The 19,537-nt window shown below is 64.4% G+C and carries 21 protein-coding genes; 6 read left to right on the top strand and 15 right to left on the bottom strand.

Going from position 1 to position 19,537, the window contains the following annotated elements; translation table 11 throughout:
• The first annotated feature begins 176 nt into the window (after positions 1 to 176).
• A complete protein-coding gene (locus IVB42_RS37445) occupies positions 177 to 782 on the top strand; it encodes a TIGR00730 family Rossman fold protein (protein WP_018459347.1) in 606 nt (201 codons plus the stop codon).
• Here the strand turns inward: IVB42_RS37445 and IVB42_RS37440 are convergent.
• From IVB42_RS37440 to cysS, 4 genes are all read right to left on the bottom strand, one after another.
• Complete coding sequence (locus tag IVB42_RS37440) at positions 779 to 1,156, bottom strand: VOC family protein (protein WP_018459348.1); 378 nt, start codon at positions 1,154 to 1,156, stop codon at positions 779 to 781. The genes IVB42_RS37445 and IVB42_RS37440 overlap by 4 nt on opposite strands.
• Positions 1,157 to 1,205: 49 nt before the next feature.
• Positions 1,206 to 2,804, bottom strand: coding sequence for a citramalate synthase (cimA, locus tag IVB42_RS37435; protein ID WP_247398317.1), 1,599 nt, complete (start codon positions 2,802 to 2,804; stop codon positions 1,206 to 1,208).
• Entirely contained in the window at positions 2,801 to 3,310 is a 510-nt protein-coding gene (locus IVB42_RS37430) for a GNAT family N-acetyltransferase (protein WP_247398321.1), read from the bottom strand. The genes cimA and IVB42_RS37430 overlap by 4 nt, the downstream gene beginning before the upstream one ends.
• Positions 3,311 to 3,425: 115 nt before the next feature.
• Positions 3,426 to 4,808, bottom strand: a complete 1,383-nt coding sequence (gene cysS, locus IVB42_RS37425; RefSeq protein WP_085395862.1) for a cysteine--tRNA ligase — start codon at positions 4,806 to 4,808, stop codon at positions 3,426 to 3,428.
• A 291-nt stretch (positions 4,809 to 5,099) separates the two neighbouring features.
• Between cysS and IVB42_RS37420 the strand changes: the two genes are divergently transcribed.
• Positions 5,100 to 5,405: a hypothetical protein gene (locus tag IVB42_RS37420; protein ID WP_247472073.1), complete on the top strand. Its 306-nt coding sequence runs from the start codon at positions 5,100 to 5,102 to the stop codon at positions 5,403 to 5,405.
• Positions 5,406 to 5,536: 131 nt separating this feature from the next.
• Positions 5,537 to 6,721: a DUF2865 domain-containing protein gene (locus IVB42_RS37415; protein ID WP_247398324.1), complete on the top strand. Its 1,185-nt coding sequence runs from the start codon at positions 5,537 to 5,539 to the stop codon at positions 6,719 to 6,721.
• A 95-nt stretch (positions 6,722 to 6,816) separates the two neighbouring features.
• Here IVB42_RS37415 and IVB42_RS37410 read toward each other — a convergent pair whose 3' ends face one another.
• The 4 genes from IVB42_RS37410 to IVB42_RS37395 all read right to left on the bottom strand — a co-directional run bounded on the left by IVB42_RS37410 (position 6,817) and on the right by IVB42_RS37395 (position 11,132).
• On the bottom strand, positions 6,817 to 7,389 hold the full coding sequence (locus tag IVB42_RS37410; protein ID WP_204510900.1) for a putative immunity protein: 573 nt from the start codon (positions 7,387 to 7,389) through the stop codon (positions 6,817 to 6,819).
• 147 nt (positions 7,390 to 7,536) lie between these two features.
• Positions 7,537 to 9,294, bottom strand: coding sequence for an NAD+ synthase (locus IVB42_RS37405; RefSeq protein WP_247398327.1), 1,758 nt, complete (start codon positions 9,292 to 9,294; stop codon positions 7,537 to 7,539).
• Between the two features lie 91 nt (positions 9,295 to 9,385).
• The gene (locus IVB42_RS37400) at positions 9,386 to 9,739 is read right to left on the bottom strand and encodes a diacylglycerol kinase (RefSeq protein ID WP_018459355.1); all 354 of its coding nucleotides are present in this window, start codon (positions 9,737 to 9,739) and stop codon (positions 9,386 to 9,388) included.
• A 4-nt stretch (positions 9,740 to 9,743) separates the two neighbouring features.
• Positions 9,744 to 11,132 carry a 3-deoxy-7-phosphoheptulonate synthase class II gene (locus tag IVB42_RS37395; protein WP_085395858.1) on the bottom strand — a complete coding sequence of 463 codons (1,389 nt, stop codon included), beginning with the start codon at positions 11,130 to 11,132 and terminating at the stop codon, positions 9,744 to 9,746.
• Positions 11,133 to 11,311: 179 nt separating this feature from the next.
• Here IVB42_RS37395 and IVB42_RS37390 point away from each other — a divergent pair, with 179 nt between their 5' ends.
• On the top strand, positions 11,312 to 12,208 hold the full coding sequence (locus IVB42_RS37390) for an alpha/beta fold hydrolase (protein ID WP_085362159.1): 897 nt from the start codon (positions 11,312 to 11,314) through the stop codon (positions 12,206 to 12,208).
• A 7-nt stretch (positions 12,209 to 12,215) separates the two neighbouring features.
• Here the strand turns inward: IVB42_RS37390 and IVB42_RS37385 are convergent, their stop codons facing one another.
• Together IVB42_RS37385 and IVB42_RS37380 are read right to left on the bottom strand one after the other, a co-directional pair.
• Positions 12,216 to 12,479: a hypothetical protein gene (locus tag IVB42_RS37385; protein WP_085352740.1), complete on the bottom strand. Its 264-nt coding sequence runs from the start codon at positions 12,477 to 12,479 to the stop codon at positions 12,216 to 12,218.
• Between the two features lie 186 nt (positions 12,480 to 12,665).
• Positions 12,666 to 14,150 (bottom strand): aldehyde dehydrogenase family protein, encoded by a 1,485-nt coding sequence (locus IVB42_RS37380; protein ID WP_247472070.1) that lies wholly within the window; start codon positions 14,148 to 14,150, stop codon positions 12,666 to 12,668.
• Between the two features lie 112 nt (positions 14,151 to 14,262).
• Between IVB42_RS37380 and IVB42_RS37375 the strand changes: the two genes are divergently transcribed.
• Complete coding sequence (locus IVB42_RS37375) at positions 14,263 to 15,345, top strand: substrate-binding domain-containing protein (protein WP_247398329.1); 1,083 nt, start codon at positions 14,263 to 14,265, stop codon at positions 15,343 to 15,345.
• Between the two features lie 33 nt (positions 15,346 to 15,378).
• On the opposite strand, the gene IVB42_RS37370 is transcribed toward IVB42_RS37375, so the two are convergent.
• On the bottom strand, positions 15,379 to 15,954 hold the full coding sequence (locus tag IVB42_RS37370; RefSeq protein ID WP_247398332.1) for a hypothetical protein: 576 nt from the start codon (positions 15,952 to 15,954) through the stop codon (positions 15,379 to 15,381).
• 158 nt (positions 15,955 to 16,112) lie between these two features.
• Here IVB42_RS37370 and IVB42_RS37365 point away from each other — a divergent pair, with 158 nt between their 5' ends.
• Positions 16,113 to 17,048: a LysR family transcriptional regulator gene (locus tag IVB42_RS37365; RefSeq protein WP_247398335.1), complete on the top strand. Its 936-nt coding sequence runs from the start codon at positions 16,113 to 16,115 to the stop codon at positions 17,046 to 17,048.
• Positions 17,049 to 17,070: 22 nt separating this feature from the next.
• Here the strand turns inward: IVB42_RS37365 and IVB42_RS37360 are convergent, their stop codons facing one another.
• From IVB42_RS37360 to IVB42_RS37345, 4 genes are read right to left on the bottom strand one after another with little or no spacing between them, the layout of a single operon-like run.
• Positions 17,071 to 17,655: a TIGR00645 family protein gene (locus IVB42_RS37360; protein ID WP_018459361.1), complete on the bottom strand. Its 585-nt coding sequence runs from the start codon at positions 17,653 to 17,655 to the stop codon at positions 17,071 to 17,073.
• Positions 17,656 to 17,688: 33 nt separating this feature from the next.
• A complete protein-coding gene (locus IVB42_RS37355; protein WP_018459362.1) occupies positions 17,689 to 18,324 on the bottom strand; it encodes a TerC family protein in 636 nt (211 codons plus the stop codon).
• Positions 18,321 to 18,683 carry a hypothetical protein gene (locus tag IVB42_RS37350; RefSeq protein WP_026233786.1) on the bottom strand — a complete coding sequence of 121 codons (363 nt, stop codon included), beginning with the start codon at positions 18,681 to 18,683 and terminating at the stop codon, positions 18,321 to 18,323. Before IVB42_RS37350 ends, IVB42_RS37355 begins: the two co-directional genes overlap by 4 nt.
• A gap of 2 nt (positions 18,684 to 18,685) precedes the next feature.
• Positions 18,686 to 19,159: a tellurite resistance TerB family protein gene (locus IVB42_RS37345; RefSeq protein ID WP_247398337.1), complete on the bottom strand. Its 474-nt coding sequence runs from the start codon at positions 19,157 to 19,159 to the stop codon at positions 18,686 to 18,688.
• Between the last annotated feature and the right edge of the window lie 378 nt (positions 19,160 to 19,537).

Genomic DNA, 19,537 nt, shown 5'->3' with positions numbered 1-19,537 from the left:
GCGGGCTGCGTTGCCATTAAGGATTTTCGTTTGTCATATAGAGCCTTACCGATGCCCATGCACCCCGCCAGATGGCGAATCTTGGATTGTTCGTCGTGGTTTACCGGTAGATTTCCGGAAGCCCCGAATCACCGATTGGGCTTGACGCCCCTTCGCTGCAATGCATCATGGCACCAATGAGCACGATCAAAACCGTCTGTGTCTATTGCGGCTCCGGCCCAGGAACCAATCCCCGTTTCACCGAAGGCGCCAAGGCGTTCGGCAAGGCGCTCGCCGAGAACAACATCCGCCTCGTCTATGGCGGCGGCTCGCTCGGCCTGATGGGCTCGGTGGCGACCTCCGTCCTCGATCACGGCGGCACTGTCACCGGCATCATCCCCGATTTCCTGCGGATGCGGGAAAACGCGCTGACGCGCGTGCAGGAGATGATCGTCACCCCCGACATGCACGAGCGCAAGCGACTGATGTTCGAACGCTCCGACGCCTTCGTGGCGCTGCCGGGCGGCGTCGGCACGCTGGAGGAGTTGGTCGAGCAATTGACCTGGAAGCAGCTCGGACGTCACGCCAAGCCGGTGCTGCTGGCCAACATCGATAATTTCTGGGAGCCGCTGTTCTCGCTGCTGTCGCACATGCGCCAGACCGAGTTCATCCGCGCCGGCCTTTCGGTCGACATCCTCAAGGCCGATCGGATCGAAGAGATTTTGCCGAAGCTGAAATCGGCTGCAGCGCAGATCGAAGATGCGGAAAAGCAGCTCGCACCGGAAATGGCGCGCAAGCTCTAGTCCGCAGGAAACGTCACCGCCTCGATCCGGTTACCATCGGGGTCGACAACGAAGGCTGCGTAATAACGCACGCGATCGTGCGGGCGGATACCCGGCGCGCCGTCGGATGCGCCGCCGGCCGACAGCGCTGCGGCGTGAAATGCATCGACCTCGACGGTCGTCTTTGCCCGCAGGCAGATATGGACGCCGCTCTCCGGCGGCACGTGCGGCATGCCCTCGCGCAGATTGATCCAGAATTCGGGATAGGCCTTGCCGAAGCCGATCGTCCGCGGCCGCGTGACGAGGCGAGCGAGACCGAGCGCGGCGAGTGTTGCCTCGTAAAATGTCGCCGAGCGCTGGAGATCGCTGACGCCGACAGAGATGTGATCGATCATGGGTCGCGCCCCCTCTCCTGCTCGTCATCCCGTTTGCGGCACCGCCGCCCTACGCCGGCGCGCCCGACTTCACCAGCTTGTAGATCACCGAATCCATCAGCGCCTGGAACGAGGCGTCGATGATGTTGGGGGACACCCCGACCGTGGTCCAGCTGTCGCCGTTCTCGTCCTCGCTCTCGATCAGGACGCGCGTGACCGCGCCGGTGCCGCCGTTGAGGATACGCACGCGATAGTCGATCAGCGTCAGGCCTTCGATATATTTCTGGTACTTGCCGAGATCCTTGCGCAGCGCGACGTCGAGCGCGTTGACGGGACCGTTGCCTTCGGCCGCCGAGATCAGATGCTCGCCGGCGACGTCGACCTTGACCACCGCCAGCGCCACGGTGACGCGTTCGCCATGCGAATTGTAACGCTGCTCGACATTGACGTCGAACTGCTCGACCTCGAAATAGTGCGGCACCTTGCCGAGCGTGCGCCGCGCCAGCAGCTCGAACGAGGCGTTGGCGGATTCATAGGCGTAGCCCTGCGCCTCGCGCTCCTTCAATTCCTCGACCAGCCGCGACAGTTTCGGATCGCTCTTCTCATAGGCGATGCCGGCGCGGTCGAGCTCGGCAATGACATTGGAGCGGCCGGCCTGATCGGACACCAGCACCTTGCGATGATTGCCGACCAGCTCCGGCAAGACATGCTCGTAGGTCTGCGGATCCTTCAGCACGGCAGAGGCATGGATGCCGGTCTTGGTGACGAACGCGCTCTCGCCGACATAGGCCGCATGCCGGTTCGGAACGCGGTTGAGCATATCGTCGAGCGTGCGCGACACCTTGACCAGGGTCGCGAGCTTCTCCGCCGTGACGCCGATCTCGAAGGCGTCAGCAAACTCGGCCTTCAGCTTCAAGGTCGGAATCAGCGAGCAGAGATTGGCATTGCCGCAGCGCTCGCCGAGGCCGTTCAGCGTGCCCTGGATCTGCCGCGCGCCGGCGCGCACCGCGGCGAGCGAATTCGCCACCGCCTGCTCGGTGTCGTTATGGGCGTGGATGCCGAGATGATCGCCGGGGATGTGCTTCGTCACCTCGGTGACGATCGCTTCGACCTCGTTGGGCATGGTGCCGCCGTTGGTGTCGCACAGCACCACCCAGCGCGCGCCGGCTTCATAAGCAGCTTTCGCGCAGGCGAGCGCGAAACCGGAATCCTCCTTGTAACCGTCGAAGAAATGCTCGCAGTCGAGCATCACCTCGCGGCCGGCGGCATTGGCTGCTGCGACGCTGTCGCGGATCGAGGCGAGGTTCTCCTCCTTCGTCGTCTCCAGGGCAACGCGCACCTGATAGGCCGACGACTTCGCCACGAAGCAGATCACGTCGGCCTTGGCCTCCAGCAGCCCGGCCACACCGGGATCGTTGGAAACCGAGCGCCCCGCTCGCCGCGTCATGCCGAAGGCGGTGAAGCGCGCATGCGAAAACTTCGGCTTGGTGCCGAAGAACTCGGTGTCGGTCGGATTGGCGCCGGGATAGCCGCCCTCGACATAGTCGATGCCGAGTTCATCGAGCATCTGGGCGATGATTTGCTTGTCGGTCAGCGTGAAATCGACGCCGTTGGTCTGCGCGCCGTCGCGCAGCGTGGTGTCGAACAGATAGAGGCGCTCCTTGCTCATTGCAGCGCTCCCGACGCGGGTCCACTGCCGAGCGTCTTCTGCATGGTGGTGTTGGCCAGCCATTCGTCGTTGACAGTGATGCTGTTGCGCTGCATGGCGACATAGCCGCGCTTGGCGAAAAAGCCCTGCGCGTTGTCGCTGGCATCGACCGTCAGCTTGTCGGCGCCGCGGCCGCCCGCAAGCTTTTCCAGCGCATCGACGAGCATGGTCGCGAGGCCCTGCCCGGCCACGGCCGGATGCACATAGAGCATGCGGATATGATCCTTGCCCTGCAGCGAGGCAAAACCCACCGGTGACCCCTCCAGCGTTGCGATCAGCGTCAGGTCGGAGGCGAGCCCCTTGCCGAACTCTTCGCCTTCCGCCGACGCCATCCAGGCCTGTTGTTGGGCCTCGCTATAGTCCTCGCCGGTCAGCTCTTCGATGCTGGCGGTGAAGATCGCGGCGAGAACCGGCACGTCCTCCGGCAGGAAGGGCCGCAAGCCAGGCTTTGGGAGTGCTTGTGCCATCGTCTTCACCACATCCCATAGAGTTTCAGCGCCAGCGCCACGGCAGCGCCGAGCAGCAGGATTTTCAGCGCGATGTAATAGAACCAGTGCCGCGGAAAAGGCGTATCGGGTCGCTTCATCGTGCGACCTCCCACGTCGTCCCTTCCTTGGAATCCTTGATCGCAACGCCCATCGCGGCAAGCAGATCGCGGATACGATCGGACTCCGCAAAGTCCTTGCGCGCACGCGCCGCCGTCCGCTCCGAGATCAGGCGCTCGACTTCCTTGGCATCGACGCCGCTCGCCTGCTGCTTGCGTCCTTCCCACTGCGCGGCACTCTCGGAGAGAAAGCCGAGCAGACGCAACGAACCCGCGAGGGCACCAACATCGCTGCCGCGCAGCCCATGCAGCGCCGCGATCGCCAGCGGCGTGTTGAGGTCGTCGAGCAGCGGCTCGACCACTGAGGGGGCGGGCTTGCCGGATGCGACGTCAGCCGCAACCCGATACCAATCGTCGAGCGTCCTGGCGCTCTCCTCCAGCGACTTCATCGTCCAGTCGATCGGCGAGCGGTAATGCGTCTTGAGCATATTCAGGCGCAGCACTTCGCCCGGCCAGTCCGCGAGCAGTTCGTGAATAGTGACGAAGTTGCCGAGGCTCTTCGACATCTTCTCGCTTTCGACCTGCAGGAAGCCGTTATGCATCCAGTAGTTCGCCATGCGGTCCCGGTGGAAGGCGCAGCAGGTCTGCGCGACCTCGTTCTCGTGATGCGGAAACACGAGATCGATGCCGCCGCCATGGATGTCGAAGTGCTCGCCGAGATGCTTCCAGGCCATGGCCGAGCACTCGACATGCCAGCCCGGACGCCCCTGCGCGGCGACGCCGGCGGGTGACGGCCATGACGGCTCGCCGGGCTTGGACGGCTTCCACAGCACGAAGTCGGTGTTGCCTTTCTTGTAGGGCGCGACATCGACGCGGGCGCCGGCAACCATCTCGTCCAGCGAACGATTGGACAGCGCGCCATAGCGCGGCAGCCCGGCATCGGCCGCGTTCATCGCCTGCGGCGAGAACAGCACGTGATCCTCGGCAACATAGGCAAAGCCGCCGGCAACCAGCCGTTCGATGATCTCGCGCATCTCGCCGATATGCTCGGTGGCGCGCGGCTCGACGCTCGGCCGCAGCGCGCCGAGCGCGTCGACGTCAGCGTGAAACTGTTTGCCGGTTTGCTCGGTGACTTTCCGGATCGCCTCGTTCAGCGGCAGGCCGGGGAAATCCCGCGCGGCGCGGTCGTTGATCTTGTCGTCCACGTCGGTGATGTTGCGGACATATTTGACGTGCGCCTCACCGTAGAGATGGCGCAGCAGCCGAAACAGCACGTCGAACACGATCACCGGCCGGGCATTGCCGATATGGGCGAAGTCATAGACCGTCGGTCCGCAGACATACATGCGGACGTTCTTGGCATCGAGCGGCACGAAGGTGCGCTTTTCCCGGCTCAGCGTATCGTAAAGGCGCAATTCCATAAGGATACCCGTCGGCTGTTGGCCGGGCGTCCAGTGCTCTCAATGGTTTTGAGAAAAGACGGCTCCAGCCAGCGAATCGCTAGCTCGTAATCTCGCGGCAAATGGCGCAAATGACGAGGAGACCGTTCATGACGGAACATATGGGCTATGAGGCGGCCCCGCGTCAAGAGAGCCGCGAAAACGCCGTCTTATCTCCGCAATGCGCAGCCGCCGCGCGCGGATGGTTCATCTCCTTAACCATTTGAGCCCATTCTGGAACTGGCAGTTCACATTTTTTGCCCCGGTGTTTTCATGCGATCATTGCTCGCGCTCATGTCCTGCGCCTCCATCCTTGCGGCGTCCAGCGCTCTCGCGGAGACCCGCGTCTTCATCATCCCAAACCAGGCGGACGGCTACGGCGTCGATCAGTGCCTGGCCAAGAGCGACAAATGCGGCGCGCAGGTCGCCCGCACCTACTGCCAGTCACGCGATTTTGCCCAGGCTTCGGCCTATCGCCGGGTCGATCCCGACGAAATTACCGGCTCTGTCCCCAAATCCGGCGCAAACTGCTCCCATCGCCATTGCGACGAATATGTCGCAATCACCTGCCAGCGCTGAATTCGCTCGGAACTGGCGTACCTTAGGCCCAATCGCTGGCCTCTGAAACGACGTGACGATGCCGCAGGAAGCGGCTATGGGAGGGCGCGCTCCGGCCTCCCCACATCACGCGTGGCCGTGACCTCGCTAGAATGGCGGATATGCCTGAATTTTTGTCTCTCTCCCGTGCTCGCTCGATCCTTGCCTGTGCCGTGCTCTTCAGCACGGTTGCGCTCGCCAATAACGCGTTCGCACAGGCCGGCCCGCCGGGACCGCCGCCTCAGCCCGGCCAGAACGGGCTCGGACCCAACCCGATGTGCGCGCGCCTGGAAGGTCAGCTCGCCGGTCTCGATCGTGGCGGCGGCGGTGATCCCGCGCGCGAAGACCAGATCCGCCGCTATCAGGAATCTCAGACCAAGCAGCAGGCCGAGCTCGATCGTGTCACCATGCAGGCCAAGCGCATGGGTTGCGATTCCTCCGGCTTCTTCTCGCTGTTCAGCGGCCAGTCGGCGCAATGCGGTCCGGTCAACACCCAGATCCAGCAGATGCGCGCCAATCTGGACCAGATCACCGGCAATCTCGAACGCCTGCGCGGCGGCCCCGGCGGCTTCAGCCCCGAGCGTGACAACCAGCGCCGCTCGGTGCTGGCAGCGCTGGCGCAGAACAATTGCGGCCCGCAATATGCCAATGCGGCGCAGTCGCAAGGCGGCGGCAATTTCCTGAGCAATCTGTTCGGCGGCAACAACCCCAATAATCCGCAAGGCGTGCCGCCGTCCGATCTCGGCCCGCAATCAGGCACCTATCGCACCGTGTGCGTGCGCACCTGCGACGGCGCCTACTTCCCGGTCTCGTTTGCGACCGTGCCGGCGCGCTTCCCCGACGACGAGAAGACCTGCAAGGCGCTGTGCCCGGCCGCCGAGGCCGTGCTCTACACCCATCGCAATCCCGGTGAAGACATGAACTCCGCTGTCTCCACCAGCGGCCAGCCTTACACGGCGCTGCCGACCGCGTTCAAATTCCGCAGCGAGTTCAACCCGTCCTGCTCCTGCAAGGCGGCGGGCCAGACCTGGGCCGACGCGCTCAAATCCGCCGACGACAAGGCGTCGGCCGAACAGCAAGGTGACATCATCGTCACCGAGGAGAGCGCCAAGAAAATGCAGCAGCGGCAGCTCAACAAGGGCACGCCTGCCGCCAATGGCAAGAAGGGTGCGACGCCGACCACGGCGGCTGCACCTGTCGCGACTCCGCCTGCCGATACCGGCACCGCTACGACCTCGTCCGAGAACAAGCCGATCCGTTCGGTCGGACCAAGCTTCTTGCCGCAGCAGCAGAAGTAGGTCACGTCCTCCGCTGTCATGCCCCCGCGAAAGCGGGGGCCATCCTGTACGCTGGCATCAGCTGGTTTTCACGACGACCGGCGCAGCGTACTGGATCATCTGCTTTCGCGGCTGATAACAGCGAAATGGGTGGCGAGACCGTTTGCCTCACGAATCATCCAATCAATTGCGCGCAAGAGTTCCCCGACCCGGCCGCCGCCAAGCGGCGCTGTCGGGTAGCGCCCCAAGACACGAACAAATCTAGGCGTCGCGCGCCGGGCGGCGTGCTCAATATAGTCTACACCGACACCGGGATTCGCAGCCGTTTCGAGTTCGAGGGCCCGTGCGGCGTGGGCCGCCGCGCCAAGAATGTGCCTGACCTGGGTCGATCGAGCCAGGGGATGAAGATACGCCGCGGATGAGGCACTCATCGCCGCGCGTGCGGCTTGGCTGGCTGCCGCACCTTTGGATTCGTTTGCTGCCTTCAGCGCTGCCCAGGCTGCATCGCGCAGGGTCTTTACCCGCTTGCCTCCCTTCGCGAAGGTCCGCGCTGCTTCGACTGCGTCACGGGGCCGGAAATCCACTGGATGCGCCCGCTCGAATATTTCCAGCACGTCCGCGGCATTTGCCGCCGCATAGGCTGCAACCTCTCGGAGATCATCCATGTCAAGGGAGATTTCGTCTGCCATGCTTTCGCCCACCACCAGCTCCGGAGCACACCTATGAATGCTCTATGGTCGAATTCGATCGCCCAAGCAGGATGCCAGAAGATATGGATCACCTCATTGGATGACGACAGCGGAATGCAATCTCCAAGCTACCCGAACTGGCAGCCCCTACCCCTCAAACGCGTCGATCGAGGCTTTGCTCCCACGCGAGACCAGCGTCTCATCCGGAGCGGCGAGCTGCTCGCCTTTGTCGCGAAAGCGGTTGGTGATGGGATAGCGGCGGTCGCGGCCGAAATTCCTGGCTGTGACCTTGACGCCGGGCGCGGCCTGGCGGCGCTTGTATTCGGCGACGTTGAGGAGATGGTCGATGCGGGTGACCGTCTCGCGGTCAAAGCCCGCGGCGATGATTATATCGAGCGGCTCTTCGCGCTCGATGAGACGCTCCAGGATGGCATCGAGCACGTCGTAAGCCGGCAACGAATCCTGGTCGGTCTGGTTCTCGCGCAGCTCCGCGGTCGGTGGACGCGTGATGATGTCGGGCGGGATCACCTCGCCGGCCGGCCCCAGCGCCCCCTCAGGCTTCCACGTGTTGCGCAAGCTCGCCAGCCGAAACACCTGCGTCTTGTAGATGTCCTTGATCGGATTGAAGCCGCCGTTCATGTCGCCATAGAGCGTGGCGTAGCCGACCGACATCTCCGACTTGTTGCCTGTGGTCACCACCATCAGGCCGGTCTTGTTCGAGATCGCCATCAGCAGCGTGCCGCGGGTGCGGGCCTGGAGATTCTCCTCGGTGACATCGGGCGGCAGATTCTTGAAGACGCCGGACAGGATGGTCTCGAACCCGGTCACCGCTTCGGCGATCGGCAGCACCTCGTAGCGGATGCCGAGATGGCCGGCGAGCTCGCCAGCGTCCGCAATCGAGCTGGCCGCAGTGTAGCGATAAGGCAGCATCACGCCGTGCACCTGATCGGAACCGAGTGCATCGACCGCGATCGCCGCGCACAGCGCGGAGTCGATGCCGCCGGAAATGCCGAGCAGCACGCCGGGAAAGCCATTCTTGACGACGTAGTCGCGCAAGCCCAGCACGCAGGCCGCGTAGTCGGCGTAGTCTGCCTCGGGCTGCGCGGCGATCGGCCCGGTGCAACGCCAATCGTCGCCGCTTCTCGTGAAGTGCAGTGTGGTGATGCTCTCCGCGAACGCCGGCAATTGCGCTGCGAGCGAAAGGTCGCCGTTGAGCGCAAAGGAGGCGCCGTCGAACACCAACTCGTCCTGGCCGCAAACCTGGTTGAGATAGACCAGCGGCAGACCGCTCTCGGTGACGCGCGCGACCGCGACCGACAAGCGCACGTCGGCCTTGTCGCGGGCGTAAGGCGAGCCGTTCGGCACGAGGATGATCTCGGCGCCGGTCTCGGCCAGCGTCTCGACCACGTTCTCGTAGTCCTCGGACTCCTCAAGCCAGATGTCCTCGCAGATCGGCACACCGACGCGCACGCCGCGCACGGTGACGGGGCCGGCGGCAGGCCCGCGCGAAAACAGCCGCTTCTCGTCGAACACGCCGTAATTCGGTAGATTGCATTTGAAGCGCAGGCCAGCGATACGGCCGCCATCGAGCAGCGCGCAGGCATTATAGAGCCTGCCCTCCTCGACCCAGGGCGTGCCGATCAGCATCGCCGGCCCGCCATCGGCGGTCTCGCGCGCCAGCGCTTCGATCGCAGCGCGGCAGGCGGCCTGAAAGGAAGGCTTCTGCACGAGATCTTCCGGCGGGTAGCCGGCGATGAACAATTCCGGAAACAGCACGAGATCGGCACCGTCGGCGGCTGCCTGCACGCGCGCCGCGCGCGCTTTCGCGGCATTGCCCTCGATGTCGCCCATGGTCGGATTGAGCTGGGCGAGCGTGACCGCGAATGCGTTGAGACGTTCGGTCATGGCGCTCCGATCAGAGCATGATCCGGAAAAGAGTGAAGCGGTTTTCCGAAAAGATCATGCTGAAAAAACAGTTTAAAGCGCGATACGCGCTTTAAAGAAATCCCAATCGCTCGATGATGGCGATGATCCAGAACGCGCCGGCCATCAGCAGCGCGACACCGACCGCGGCCGAGCCCATGTCCTTGACCCGTCCGATCTGCTTGTCGTGATCCATGGTCAGCCGGTCGGCAAGCTTCTCGATCGCCGTATTGAGCAGCTCGACCACCAGCACGAACGCGACCGCGCAGATCAGCTCGACCGCCCGCATCGCGGTCGCGCCGACGAACCACGCGAGCGGCAGCGACAAGAGGAGCGCAACGATTTCCTCGCGGACGGCCTGCTCCGAGCGGAACGCAAAGGCCAGACCGTTACGGGAATTGATCGTGGCCTTCCAGATTCGCAGCAAGGTCTCAGAGCCCCGCTGCGACCGGCATCGGCCTGACCTTGCCGGCGCGTTCCTGCTTGAGCAGTTCTGCGACCAGGAAAGCCATATCGATGGATTGCTCGGCATTGAGCCGGGGATCACAGACCGTGTGATAGCGGTCGTTGAGATCCTCGTCAGTGATCGCGCGGGCGCCGCCGAGGCACTCGGTGACGTCCTGGCCGGTCATCTCCAGATGCACGCCGCCGGCATGGGTGCCTTCCGCGGCGTGGATCGCGAAGAACGACTTCACCTCGGACAGGATGCGGTCGAAGGGGCGCGTCTTGTAACCCGACGTCGAGGTGATGGTGTTGCCGTGCATGGGATCGCACGACCAGACCACCACTTTGCCCTCGCGCTTTACGGCGCGGATCATGTTCGGCAGATGCTCGCCGATCTTGTCGGAACCGAAGCGGCCGATCAGCGTCAGCCGGCCCGGTTCGTTGTCGGGATTGAGCACGTCGATCAGCTTCAGCAGTTCGTCGGGCTTGAGCGACGGGCCGCATTTGAGCCCGATCGGATTCTTGATGCCGCGGAAATATTCGATATGGCCGTGGTCGAGCTGGCGGGTGCGGTCGCCGATCCAGATCATGTGGCCCGAGGTCGCGTACCAGTCGCCGGTGGTGGAATCGACCCGGGTCATGGCCTGCTCGTAGCCGAGCAGCAGGGCCTCGTGGCTGGTGTAGAAATCAGTGGCGCGCAGCTCGGGATGGGCCTCGAGATCGAGGCCGCAGGCGCGCATGAAGTTGAGCGCATCGGAGATGCGGTCGGCCAATTCCTTGTAGCGACGGGACTGCGGACTGTCCTTGAGGAAGCCGAGCATCCACTGATGCACGCTGCCGAGATTGGCGTAACCGCCGGTCGCGAACGCACGCAGCAGGTTCAGCGTCGCGGCCGACTGGCGATAGGCCATCAGCTGGCGCTGCGGATCAGGGACGCGCGCTTGCTTGGTGAAGGCGATGTCGTTGACGATGTCGCCGCGATAGCTCGGCAGCTCGACCCCGTCGATCTTCTCCATCGGCGAGGAGCGCGGCTTTGCGAACTGGCCGGCGACGCGCCCGACCTTCACCACCGGGACGGCGCCGGCATAGGTCAGTACCACCGCCATCTGGAGCAGCACGCGAAAGAAGTCGCGGATGTTGTTGGCGCCGTGCTCGGCAAAGCTCTCGGCGCAGTCGCCGCCCTGCAGCAGGAAGGCCTCTCCGGCCGCGACCCGCGCCAGCGCCTTCTTCAGATTGCGCGCCTCGCCCGCGAACACCAGCGGGGGAAAGGTCGCAAGCTGCGCCTCGACGTCGGCCAGGGCCTTGGCGTCGGGATAATCGGGCACCTGTAGCACCGGCTTGCTGCGCCAGGACTCGGGCGTCCACCGCTCGGACATCGCAATCTCTCCGTGAAGCAAAAAGCACAACCTGATCTGTGGGTTGCGAGGGTCGCCTTATACACAGGCTGGCCACCGGCCGCCAGTTGAAATCCGTCTGGCACTGCAAAGCCTTGCGGGGAAAGCCAAATTCGCATTTGCTGGGAAACGGCTTGGAAACTGGCAGATACCTTCGGTCCATGGACGCGGCACTGGACGACGTTTTCATCGACGAGATCAGCTTCCCGGCGACCGACGGGTATGCGCTGGCTGGCACGCTATTCCTGCCCCGCGGCACCAAACGTCATGCCGTGTTGGTCAATTCGGCGACTGCCGTCCCGCGAAAAATCTATCGCGGCTTTGCCTCCTATCTCGCCCATCGCGGCTGCGCAGTCCTGACCTACGACTATCGCGGCATCGGCGACTCCCGGCTGCCGGCGATGGTTGGCTACAACCAACCGAAATCGCTGGTCGGCTTCAAGGCCTCGATGTCGGACTGGGCCGCGCTCGACGTCACCGCCGCAGTGCACTGGATGCGCGAGCGCTACCACACTCTGCCCTTGGCCTATGTCGGGCACTCCTTTGGCGGCCAGGCGCTCGGGCTGATCGCGAACAACGCGGACATCTCGCGCGCCGCGTTCGTGGCCTCGCAGGCGGCGACCTGGCGGCTGATGACGTCGCCGGAAAAATACCGCGTCTTCGCCTTCATGAATTTTGTCGGCGTGCCGCTCGTCCACGCGCTCGGTTACGCGCCGGGCTGGGCCGGCATCGGCGAGGATCTGCCCAAGGGCGTCTTCCTGCAATGGGCCGAGTGGGTCTCGAGCCCCCGTTATCTCTTCGATTCAAAGCTGCCGGCGCTGGAGAATTTCGCCAGGTTCAAGGGCGAGTTGCGCACACTCTGCTTCTCCGACGATCCCTGGGCGACGCGGCCCGCGGTCGAGCTGCTTGCGAGCGGATTCACCGCAATCAAGCCGGAGGTAATCAACGTGAAGCCGTCCGACGTCGGCGCCAAGGCGATTGGCCATTTCGGCTTCTTCCGCCCCGAACATCGCGACACATTGTGGCGTGGCGTCGCGGAATGGATCCAGGGAGAATAGACAGTGCTTACCGGAGGATCGTGGTCAGCGACGAGTAGCGCTTGTTCGGCTTGGCTTCGCCCGGCGCGAATTGCGCAAACGCCTCGCTGACGCGGACCGCCGGCGGCGTATCGCCGGCGAAACGAAACTCCTTCGGCCGCGGCGCATAGAAGCTGGCGCTGTAATAAACGTCGTCGAAGCGCGCCTCGCCGATCCCGAACATTGCGTCGCACGCAAACAGAAGTGCGTAGACTCCCGCGATTGCGACGACGACCTCCCTGAGAACTGACATGCTGATGCCCCACCCTTTTGCAGGCAGGATGCACGCCGGTTCCAAAGCCGGGGTTTAAGGCCGCGCGGTTCTTGTCCGCACGGTTTGCCGCAGCTGAGCGGAATGCAGACAATTTTATCGATCTCGAAAAAGAGCCCGCCTCCACGGGTGGTCAGGCGGGCTCCAGGCTTGGCCGCTCGGGAGGTATCAAACGGCCAGATTCATCCAGACCGCCTTGAGCTCGGTGAAATTGTCTAGCGCGGCGGTGCCGTGCTCGCGGCCGAGGCCGGAGTCGCGCTCGCCGCCCCAGGGCAGCCGCACGTCGGTATAGCCATAGGTGTTCATCCAGACTGTGCCCGCGCGCGCTCGCTTGGCGAAGCGCTGCAGCTTGCCGATGTCGCGGCTCCAGACGCCGGCGGCGAGACTGTAAGCCGTGCCGTTGGCAATCCGCAAAGCGTCGGCCTCGTCCTTGAACTTGATGACACTGACGACCGGGCCAAAGATCTCTTCCTGCGAGATCCGCATCTCGTGCGCGACATTCGCGAACACCGTGGGGCTGATGAAGTAGCCGCGATCGCCGACCTTCTCGCCACCGGTGACGAGGGTCGCGCCCTCCTTCCGGCCGATGTCGACATAATCGAGGACCGACTTCATCTGCTTCTCGGAGATGATGGGACCGAGCACCGTCTTGCGGTCGAGCGGGTCGCCGATCCTGAGCGACTTTGCGCGCGCCGCCAGCCGCTCGACGACCTCGTCATAGGCCTTCTCCTGCACCAGCACGCGGGAGCCGGCCGAGCAGACCTGGCCCGCATTGAAGAAGATGCCGGAAGCCGCAGCTTTCGATGCGGCTTCGAGATCGGCATCGTCGAAAATGACGTTGGCCGACTTGCCTCCCAGCTCGAGCGAGATGCGCTTGAAGTTGCTTGCGGCGCCCTTCATGATTCCCCGCCCGACACCGGGAGAGCCGGTGAAGGTGACCTTGTCGACGTCAGGGTGATTGACCAGCGCGTCGCCGACGACGCGGCCGGGGCCAGTGACGACGTTGAAGACGCCCGCCGGCAGGCCGGCTTCGAGCGCGAGCTCGGCGATGCGTAGCGCCGACAGCGAGGTCAGCTCGGCCGGCTTCATCACGATGGTGCACCCGCAGGCCAGCGCCGGCGCGAGCTTCCACATCCCGATCATCAGCGGGAAATTCCAGGGCACGATCGCCGCGACCACGCCGACCGGCTCGCGCACGGTGTAGGTCAGGGCATCATCGCGCACGGGCACGACGTCGCCGCTGATCTTGTCGGCCCAACCGGCGTAGTAGATCAGCGTGTCGACGGCGGCCGGAAAATCCTGCCGCGATGTCGCGGCGATCGGCTTGCCCGCATCGATCGACTCGAGTTCGATGATCTCCTCGGCGTGAGCCTTGAGCAGGTCTGCCCAGCGTAGCAGGATCTGGCCGCGCTCGGACGCCCGCATCGTGCGCCAGGGGCCTTCGAAGGCCCGGCGCGCGGCCGCTACTGCATGATCGACATCGGCCTCGTTGCCTTCGGCGACGATGGCGATGACCTGCCCGGTGGCCGGATTGAGCGAGTTGAATGTGCGACCGGAGCTCGCCGGGACGCGGCGACCGTCGATCAGCAGATGCTGCGGCCGGGACATGAACTCGGTGGCCGGCGAGTGTGCAAAGTCATATGCAACAGACATCATATTCCTCCAGTTCTGGTATACCAGACTAGGCGCCTGTGGACGGGAGTAAATATGATATGGATTGCAAATGGACCGCGGTCATATGAAATGTAGTTCATAGGGAGGACCAATGCTTCAGATCGAGATCGAGGCCGTCTGGCGGTTTCGCCGCGAGGGCAATCCACGTACCGCCATCATCATGCTCGGCGTCCTCAACGAAATCCGGAGAACCGGGAAGATCACCAGCGCGGCCAAGGACGCGCACCTCTCCTACCGCCATGTCTGGAATCTGATCGAGCAATGGTCGGAGTTTTTCGGCACGCCGCTGGTGCAGACCCAGCGCGGCAAAGGCTCGAAGCTCACGCCGTTCGGCGAGCGGCTGGTATGGGCGGGCGAGCGTATGCAGGCCCGGCTCGGACCTCAGCTTGAAAACCTCGCGCAGGAGCTGGCGAGCGAGATCAAGCCATTCCTCGAGCAGCGCCCGTCGGTGATCCGCGTGCATGCCAGCCACGGTTTTGCGGTCGCAAAACTGCGCGAATTCCTCGACCGCGAGCCCGGCATCGGCGTCGATCTGCGCTATGTCAGCAACCAGCATTCGCTGGTCTCGCTGGCGCAGGGCGCCTGCGATCTCTCCGGCCTGCATCTGCCGCACGGCGCGCTACGGGCTCAGGGCATCAAGGCTGCGCGCGAATGGCTCGATCCGCGCGAGGATCGCATCATCAGCTTCGTCACACGCGAAATGGGATTGATGGTCGCGCGCGGCAATCCGCTGCGCATCGCTTCGCTCGATGATCTCACCGGACCAAAAGTCCGCTTCGTCAACCGCGACCACGATTCCGGCACGCGGCTTCTGTTCGACCAACTGCTTGCGGCAAACGGCATCGACGAGAGCAGGATCAAGGGCGCGCAGCAGATCGAATTCACCCACGCCGCGGTCGCAGCCTATGTCGCGAGCGGCATGGCTGATGCGAGCTTCGGCGTCGAAGCCGCCGCCCGGCATTTCGGCCTCGATTTCATCCGGCTCCTGACCGAGGATTATTTCTTCGTCTGCAAGCGCGCGTTCCTGGACACCGGGCCGATGCAGCGCATCCTGGAGATCATCCGCAGCGCCGATTTTCGCGCAGCCATCGCCACCCTGCCCGGTTATGTGCCGTCGGATACGGGCACCGTCACCGGCGTGAAGGCATTTCTGGAGATGCACGCCGTGCGATGATGCCGGAGGATGCCATCGCCTTGTCCGCGCCGGTCAGATCGCCGGCTCGCCCTTGAGCGCCGACATGACCCGCTCGCCCTGCGCGGTCAGCCGGTACGTCACCAGCGGACGGCTCGACGGCGGCTTTCGCGCGAGCTCGACGATGTAGCCGCGCACCATCAGGGCTTCGAAACTGCCGTAATAGCCGAACATGCTGATCTGGTTCTGCCTGAGCAGCTTGAACTCGCGCAAGAGCCGTATCTCGTTGCCCGACAGCAGCGACCGGCGCACGCGCTGAACGAACCGCGCGCGCTGCTCGAACCAGTTTTTATCCGGCAGTTCGTGCGAGGCTGGTGCGGGGGCCCGTTCGCAGGGACGCGCGTCCTGCGCAATCTCGACCATCACCTGCGGCAGGCACGGCATGCTGCTGGCGACAACCGCGTCCTTCGCAACGTCGAGCAACGCGAGCGGCCAGCGCCGCTTGTTGTCCACCATGACCGGCGGTGGCACGACGCTGTCGCGCACCAGCTGCTCGAAGCGTCCGGCGGTCACGCCGACATAGGCCGCCGCGCGACGGCGATCGACCAGACGCGTGTCCGGCGCGACCTCGCAAACAATGTTCTCGTCCACCCGGGATCCCCTGGCGCCTCGTTGCGCATGGCATGGCGGCCCGACAGGACCGGCCAAGCCGGCGGCGAACCTAGGTGGGAGGAGCGCGCTCGAAAAGCACAGAATTTCGTACACGTTGATGCCGTTTCGGCAACGGCTATAGTCCGGCCGGGGGTCCCATGCGATTTCACTCACCAGCCATCCACTTCCACGCCGTCCGCCGCACCGGCTCGATCCGGGCCGCTGCGCGCATGCTGAACGTTGCCTCGTCGGCCGTAAGCCGCCAGATTCTCAAGCTTGAACAGGAGGTTGGGTCACCCTTGTTCGAGCGCAATGCGCGCGGCCTGACGCTGACGACGGTCGGCGAGATGTTGGCCCGGCACGTCATGAACGTGCTCCAGGACCTCGACCGCTTCCGCTCGGACGTCGCATCCCTGGCGGGGACTTGGCACGGCACCGTCAGCATTGCCTGCATCGAGTCGCTCACGGAGTCGGTGCTGCCCGACCTGATAGCCTCCCATCGCGGCCGCGCCCGGCGCGTCAGCTTCACCACCGAGGTGAAGGGATCGTCGGACGTGCTGGAGGCCCTGAGCCGCGGCGAGGCCGACATCGGCATCGCCATGGCGCTGCGGCATCCGCCGGACCTGCGCCAGGTCGCCTTGAAACGGTTTCGCCTGGGCGCGGTCGTCGCGCGCGAGCATCCACTGGCGCGCGGCAAGACGGTCACGCTGCCCCAATGTCTCGCCTTTCCCGTCATCCACGCGCTGCCGGAGCTGTCGATCTATCATCTGCTCCAGCCGCTGATCGCGCAGCTCTCCGAGACCCCGGAGCCGGCCATCCAGGCCAACTCGATCGACCTGATGCGCGAGCTCGCGGCGCGCGGCGTCGGCGTCGCCTTCCAGACCCAGCTCGGCATCAGCAGGCTGTCGCGCGACAGCCGGCTCGTCTTCCTGCCGCTCGACAATGCCGGCAGCCCGGTGTGGTCAGATCTCGGCATCTACGTTCGCGCCGAGCGCACCCTCCCCGCTTACACGGAATCCTTCCTCCAGGAGCTGGTGCGCGAACTGGGCGAGCGCGAGCGGCGGGAAAACGCGGCGCATCCGCAGATCGCCTGATCAAACGCCGACGGTCTGACGTTCAGCCGTGGCCGGCCCCCTTGCGCTGGCCGCTATCGCCGAGGCGGTCGACCCAGGCGATGCCGATCGCGGAGATGATGAAGGTCAGGTGGATCAGCACCTGCCACATCACGCCGCTCTCGGTGAAATTGCTCCGCGTCGTGCCGAGATTGCCCGCCTCGATGAAGGTCCTGAGCAGCGAGATCGAGGAGATGCCGATGATCGCCATCGCAAGCTTGATCTTGAGCACGCTGGCATTGACGTGGCTGAGCCATTCCGGCTCGTCCGGATGACCGCTGAGGTTCAGGCGCGAGACGAAGGTCTCGTAACCGCCGACGATCACCATCACCAGCAGGTTCGAGATCATCACGACGTCGATCAGCCCGAGCACGACCAGCATGATCTGCTGCTCGCTGGCGTCGAACGAGTGCACGACCAGGTGCCAGAGCTCCTTCAGGAACAGCAGCACATAGACGGCCTGCGCGACGATGAGGCCGACATAAAGCGGGACCTGCAGCCAGCGCGAGCCAAAGATGAGTTGGGCAAACGGGCCGATTTGCGGCGCCGGCACGGAATCCGCCGAAGGTGCTTTGGGTTCGGACGTCATTGATCACTCCGGATGATGGACAGGCGCGTTGCCTCAGAGACTCGCGATCACAGGCGCGAGCTCGAGCGATCCGCGATAGATCATCTCGAAGGCGACGTAAACGATGATGGCGAGGCCGACATAGCCGATCCAGCGCTGCTTCTGGAGCACGCGGCCGAGCAAATCGGCGGCGACGCCCATCAACGCGACCGACAATAGCAGGCCGAAAGCGAGGATGTAGGGATGCTCGCGCGCAGCGCCCGCGACCGCGAGCACGTTGTCGAGCGACATCGAGACGTCGGCGGCGACGATCTGCACCGCCGCCTGCCTGAAGGTCTTTCGGGACGCAGGCGCAGCGCTGCTGCCGCCATGGCTGAACGCGAGCTCGTTCGCATGCGCGGACTGCTCGCGCAGCTCCCGCCACATCTTCCAGCACACCCAGAGCAGCAGCACGCCGCCGGCGAGCAATAGCCCGATCACTTGCAGAAGCTGGGTCGCGACGCCGGCAAAGACGATGCGCAGGGCGGTGGCGGCGATGATGCCGACGACGATGGCGCGCCGGCGCTGATCGGCCGGGAGGCCGGCTGCGGCAAGGCCGATGACGACGGCGTTGTCGCCGGCGAGCACGAGGTCGATCAGGACGACCTGAAGCAGCGCGGTCAGCGCTTCGGTGGTGATGAATTCAGTCATGATTGGTCATTTTTCGGTGCGGACGGATCGAGCCAGTGCGGCTTCTTCCGCTCGACCCAATCCAGAACCTTGGCGCGCCCGGAGCGCAGCGCGGGCACGTCTTCCGCGAGCAAAGCGAGGCCGAGCGGTAGCATCCAGACGCCGAGCACCGGCAGGAAGGAGAGCACGCCGCCGACAATCAGCAGCGCACCCGAAGGGATTCTCACCCAGCGGCTGGATGGCTTGAGCAGATAGGTGACGGTGTCGCCCATGCGCGGCGGCAGGCGACGGACAAGCTTGTCGAGGCGCGGGTCGCCGCCAGCCATCTGGCCGCTAGCGCCCGCAGTCCCTGTCTTATCCTCGTCCGAAACTACGCTCATGCTTACTCCTCGGCGGCGATGCGGTGTTCGGCGCGCACTGCACCCGGCGTCACCTGCTTTGCGCGCGGCAGCACCAGCGTCAGCAGGCGCAACAGCTTGATCGCCTGCACTTCGTGGGGATGCACGTCCTCGTCCGCGGCCGCGACGCGCTCCGACAGTTCCATCAAATGAGCCGACAGCGGCAGGTCTGAAACCGGACGCAAATTCTCGATCACCACATTGGCGAAATCCGGCTCCTCGAGTCGTTCAGCAAGCTCGTCGAACATCGCGTAGAGCCGGTCGTCCGAGATATGCGGCGCCAGCTTGCGATCCCGGATGAACCGGACGACCTCGTCGCGTTCGGCCGGCGAAACTTGCCGGTCGGCGACGGCAACCAGCGCGCCGACGATCACCAGTGCCACCGCAGCCTGCTCGTTCAGGCTGGATGGCTCGGTGATCTCGATTTCGATCGGATTTGAATGCTTGGCGTCGGACATCGTTGCTCCCTTATCTTGCGAAAGACTGCACGGAGCTGCGATGGGGACGATTCGGTCGGAGAGACTCTCAAGAAGGCCCGACGATCGGCCGATCCATCGCATTCGCGCGGGACAGGTCATCCGACATCACGAGGTTTTGCCGACAGCGTCGACTTCCTCGCCAGAGGGGCCCGGATTCTTGTTCGTTTCACACATAAAGATGGGGCTGTCGGAATCAAGACGACGCGACTGCGACCAGCCGCCGCATCGGGTTCCGTGTTGCCACATTGGCTAAGCAGTTCTGCGCGCTCCGCACCTGCGATCATGTCTTTTACTGTCATCGCCCGCGCAGGCGGGCGATCCAGTACTCCGAGACGCCCGTAGTTTGTCGAGAAGCCG

This window comes from Bradyrhizobium sp. 45 (assembly GCF_023073155.1).
Classification (GTDB): Bacteria; Pseudomonadota; Alphaproteobacteria; order Rhizobiales; family Xanthobacteraceae; genus Bradyrhizobium; species Bradyrhizobium canariense_D.
Note: the sequence above shows the minus strand (reverse complement) of the source record. Positions and strands in the feature narration are given on the sequence as shown.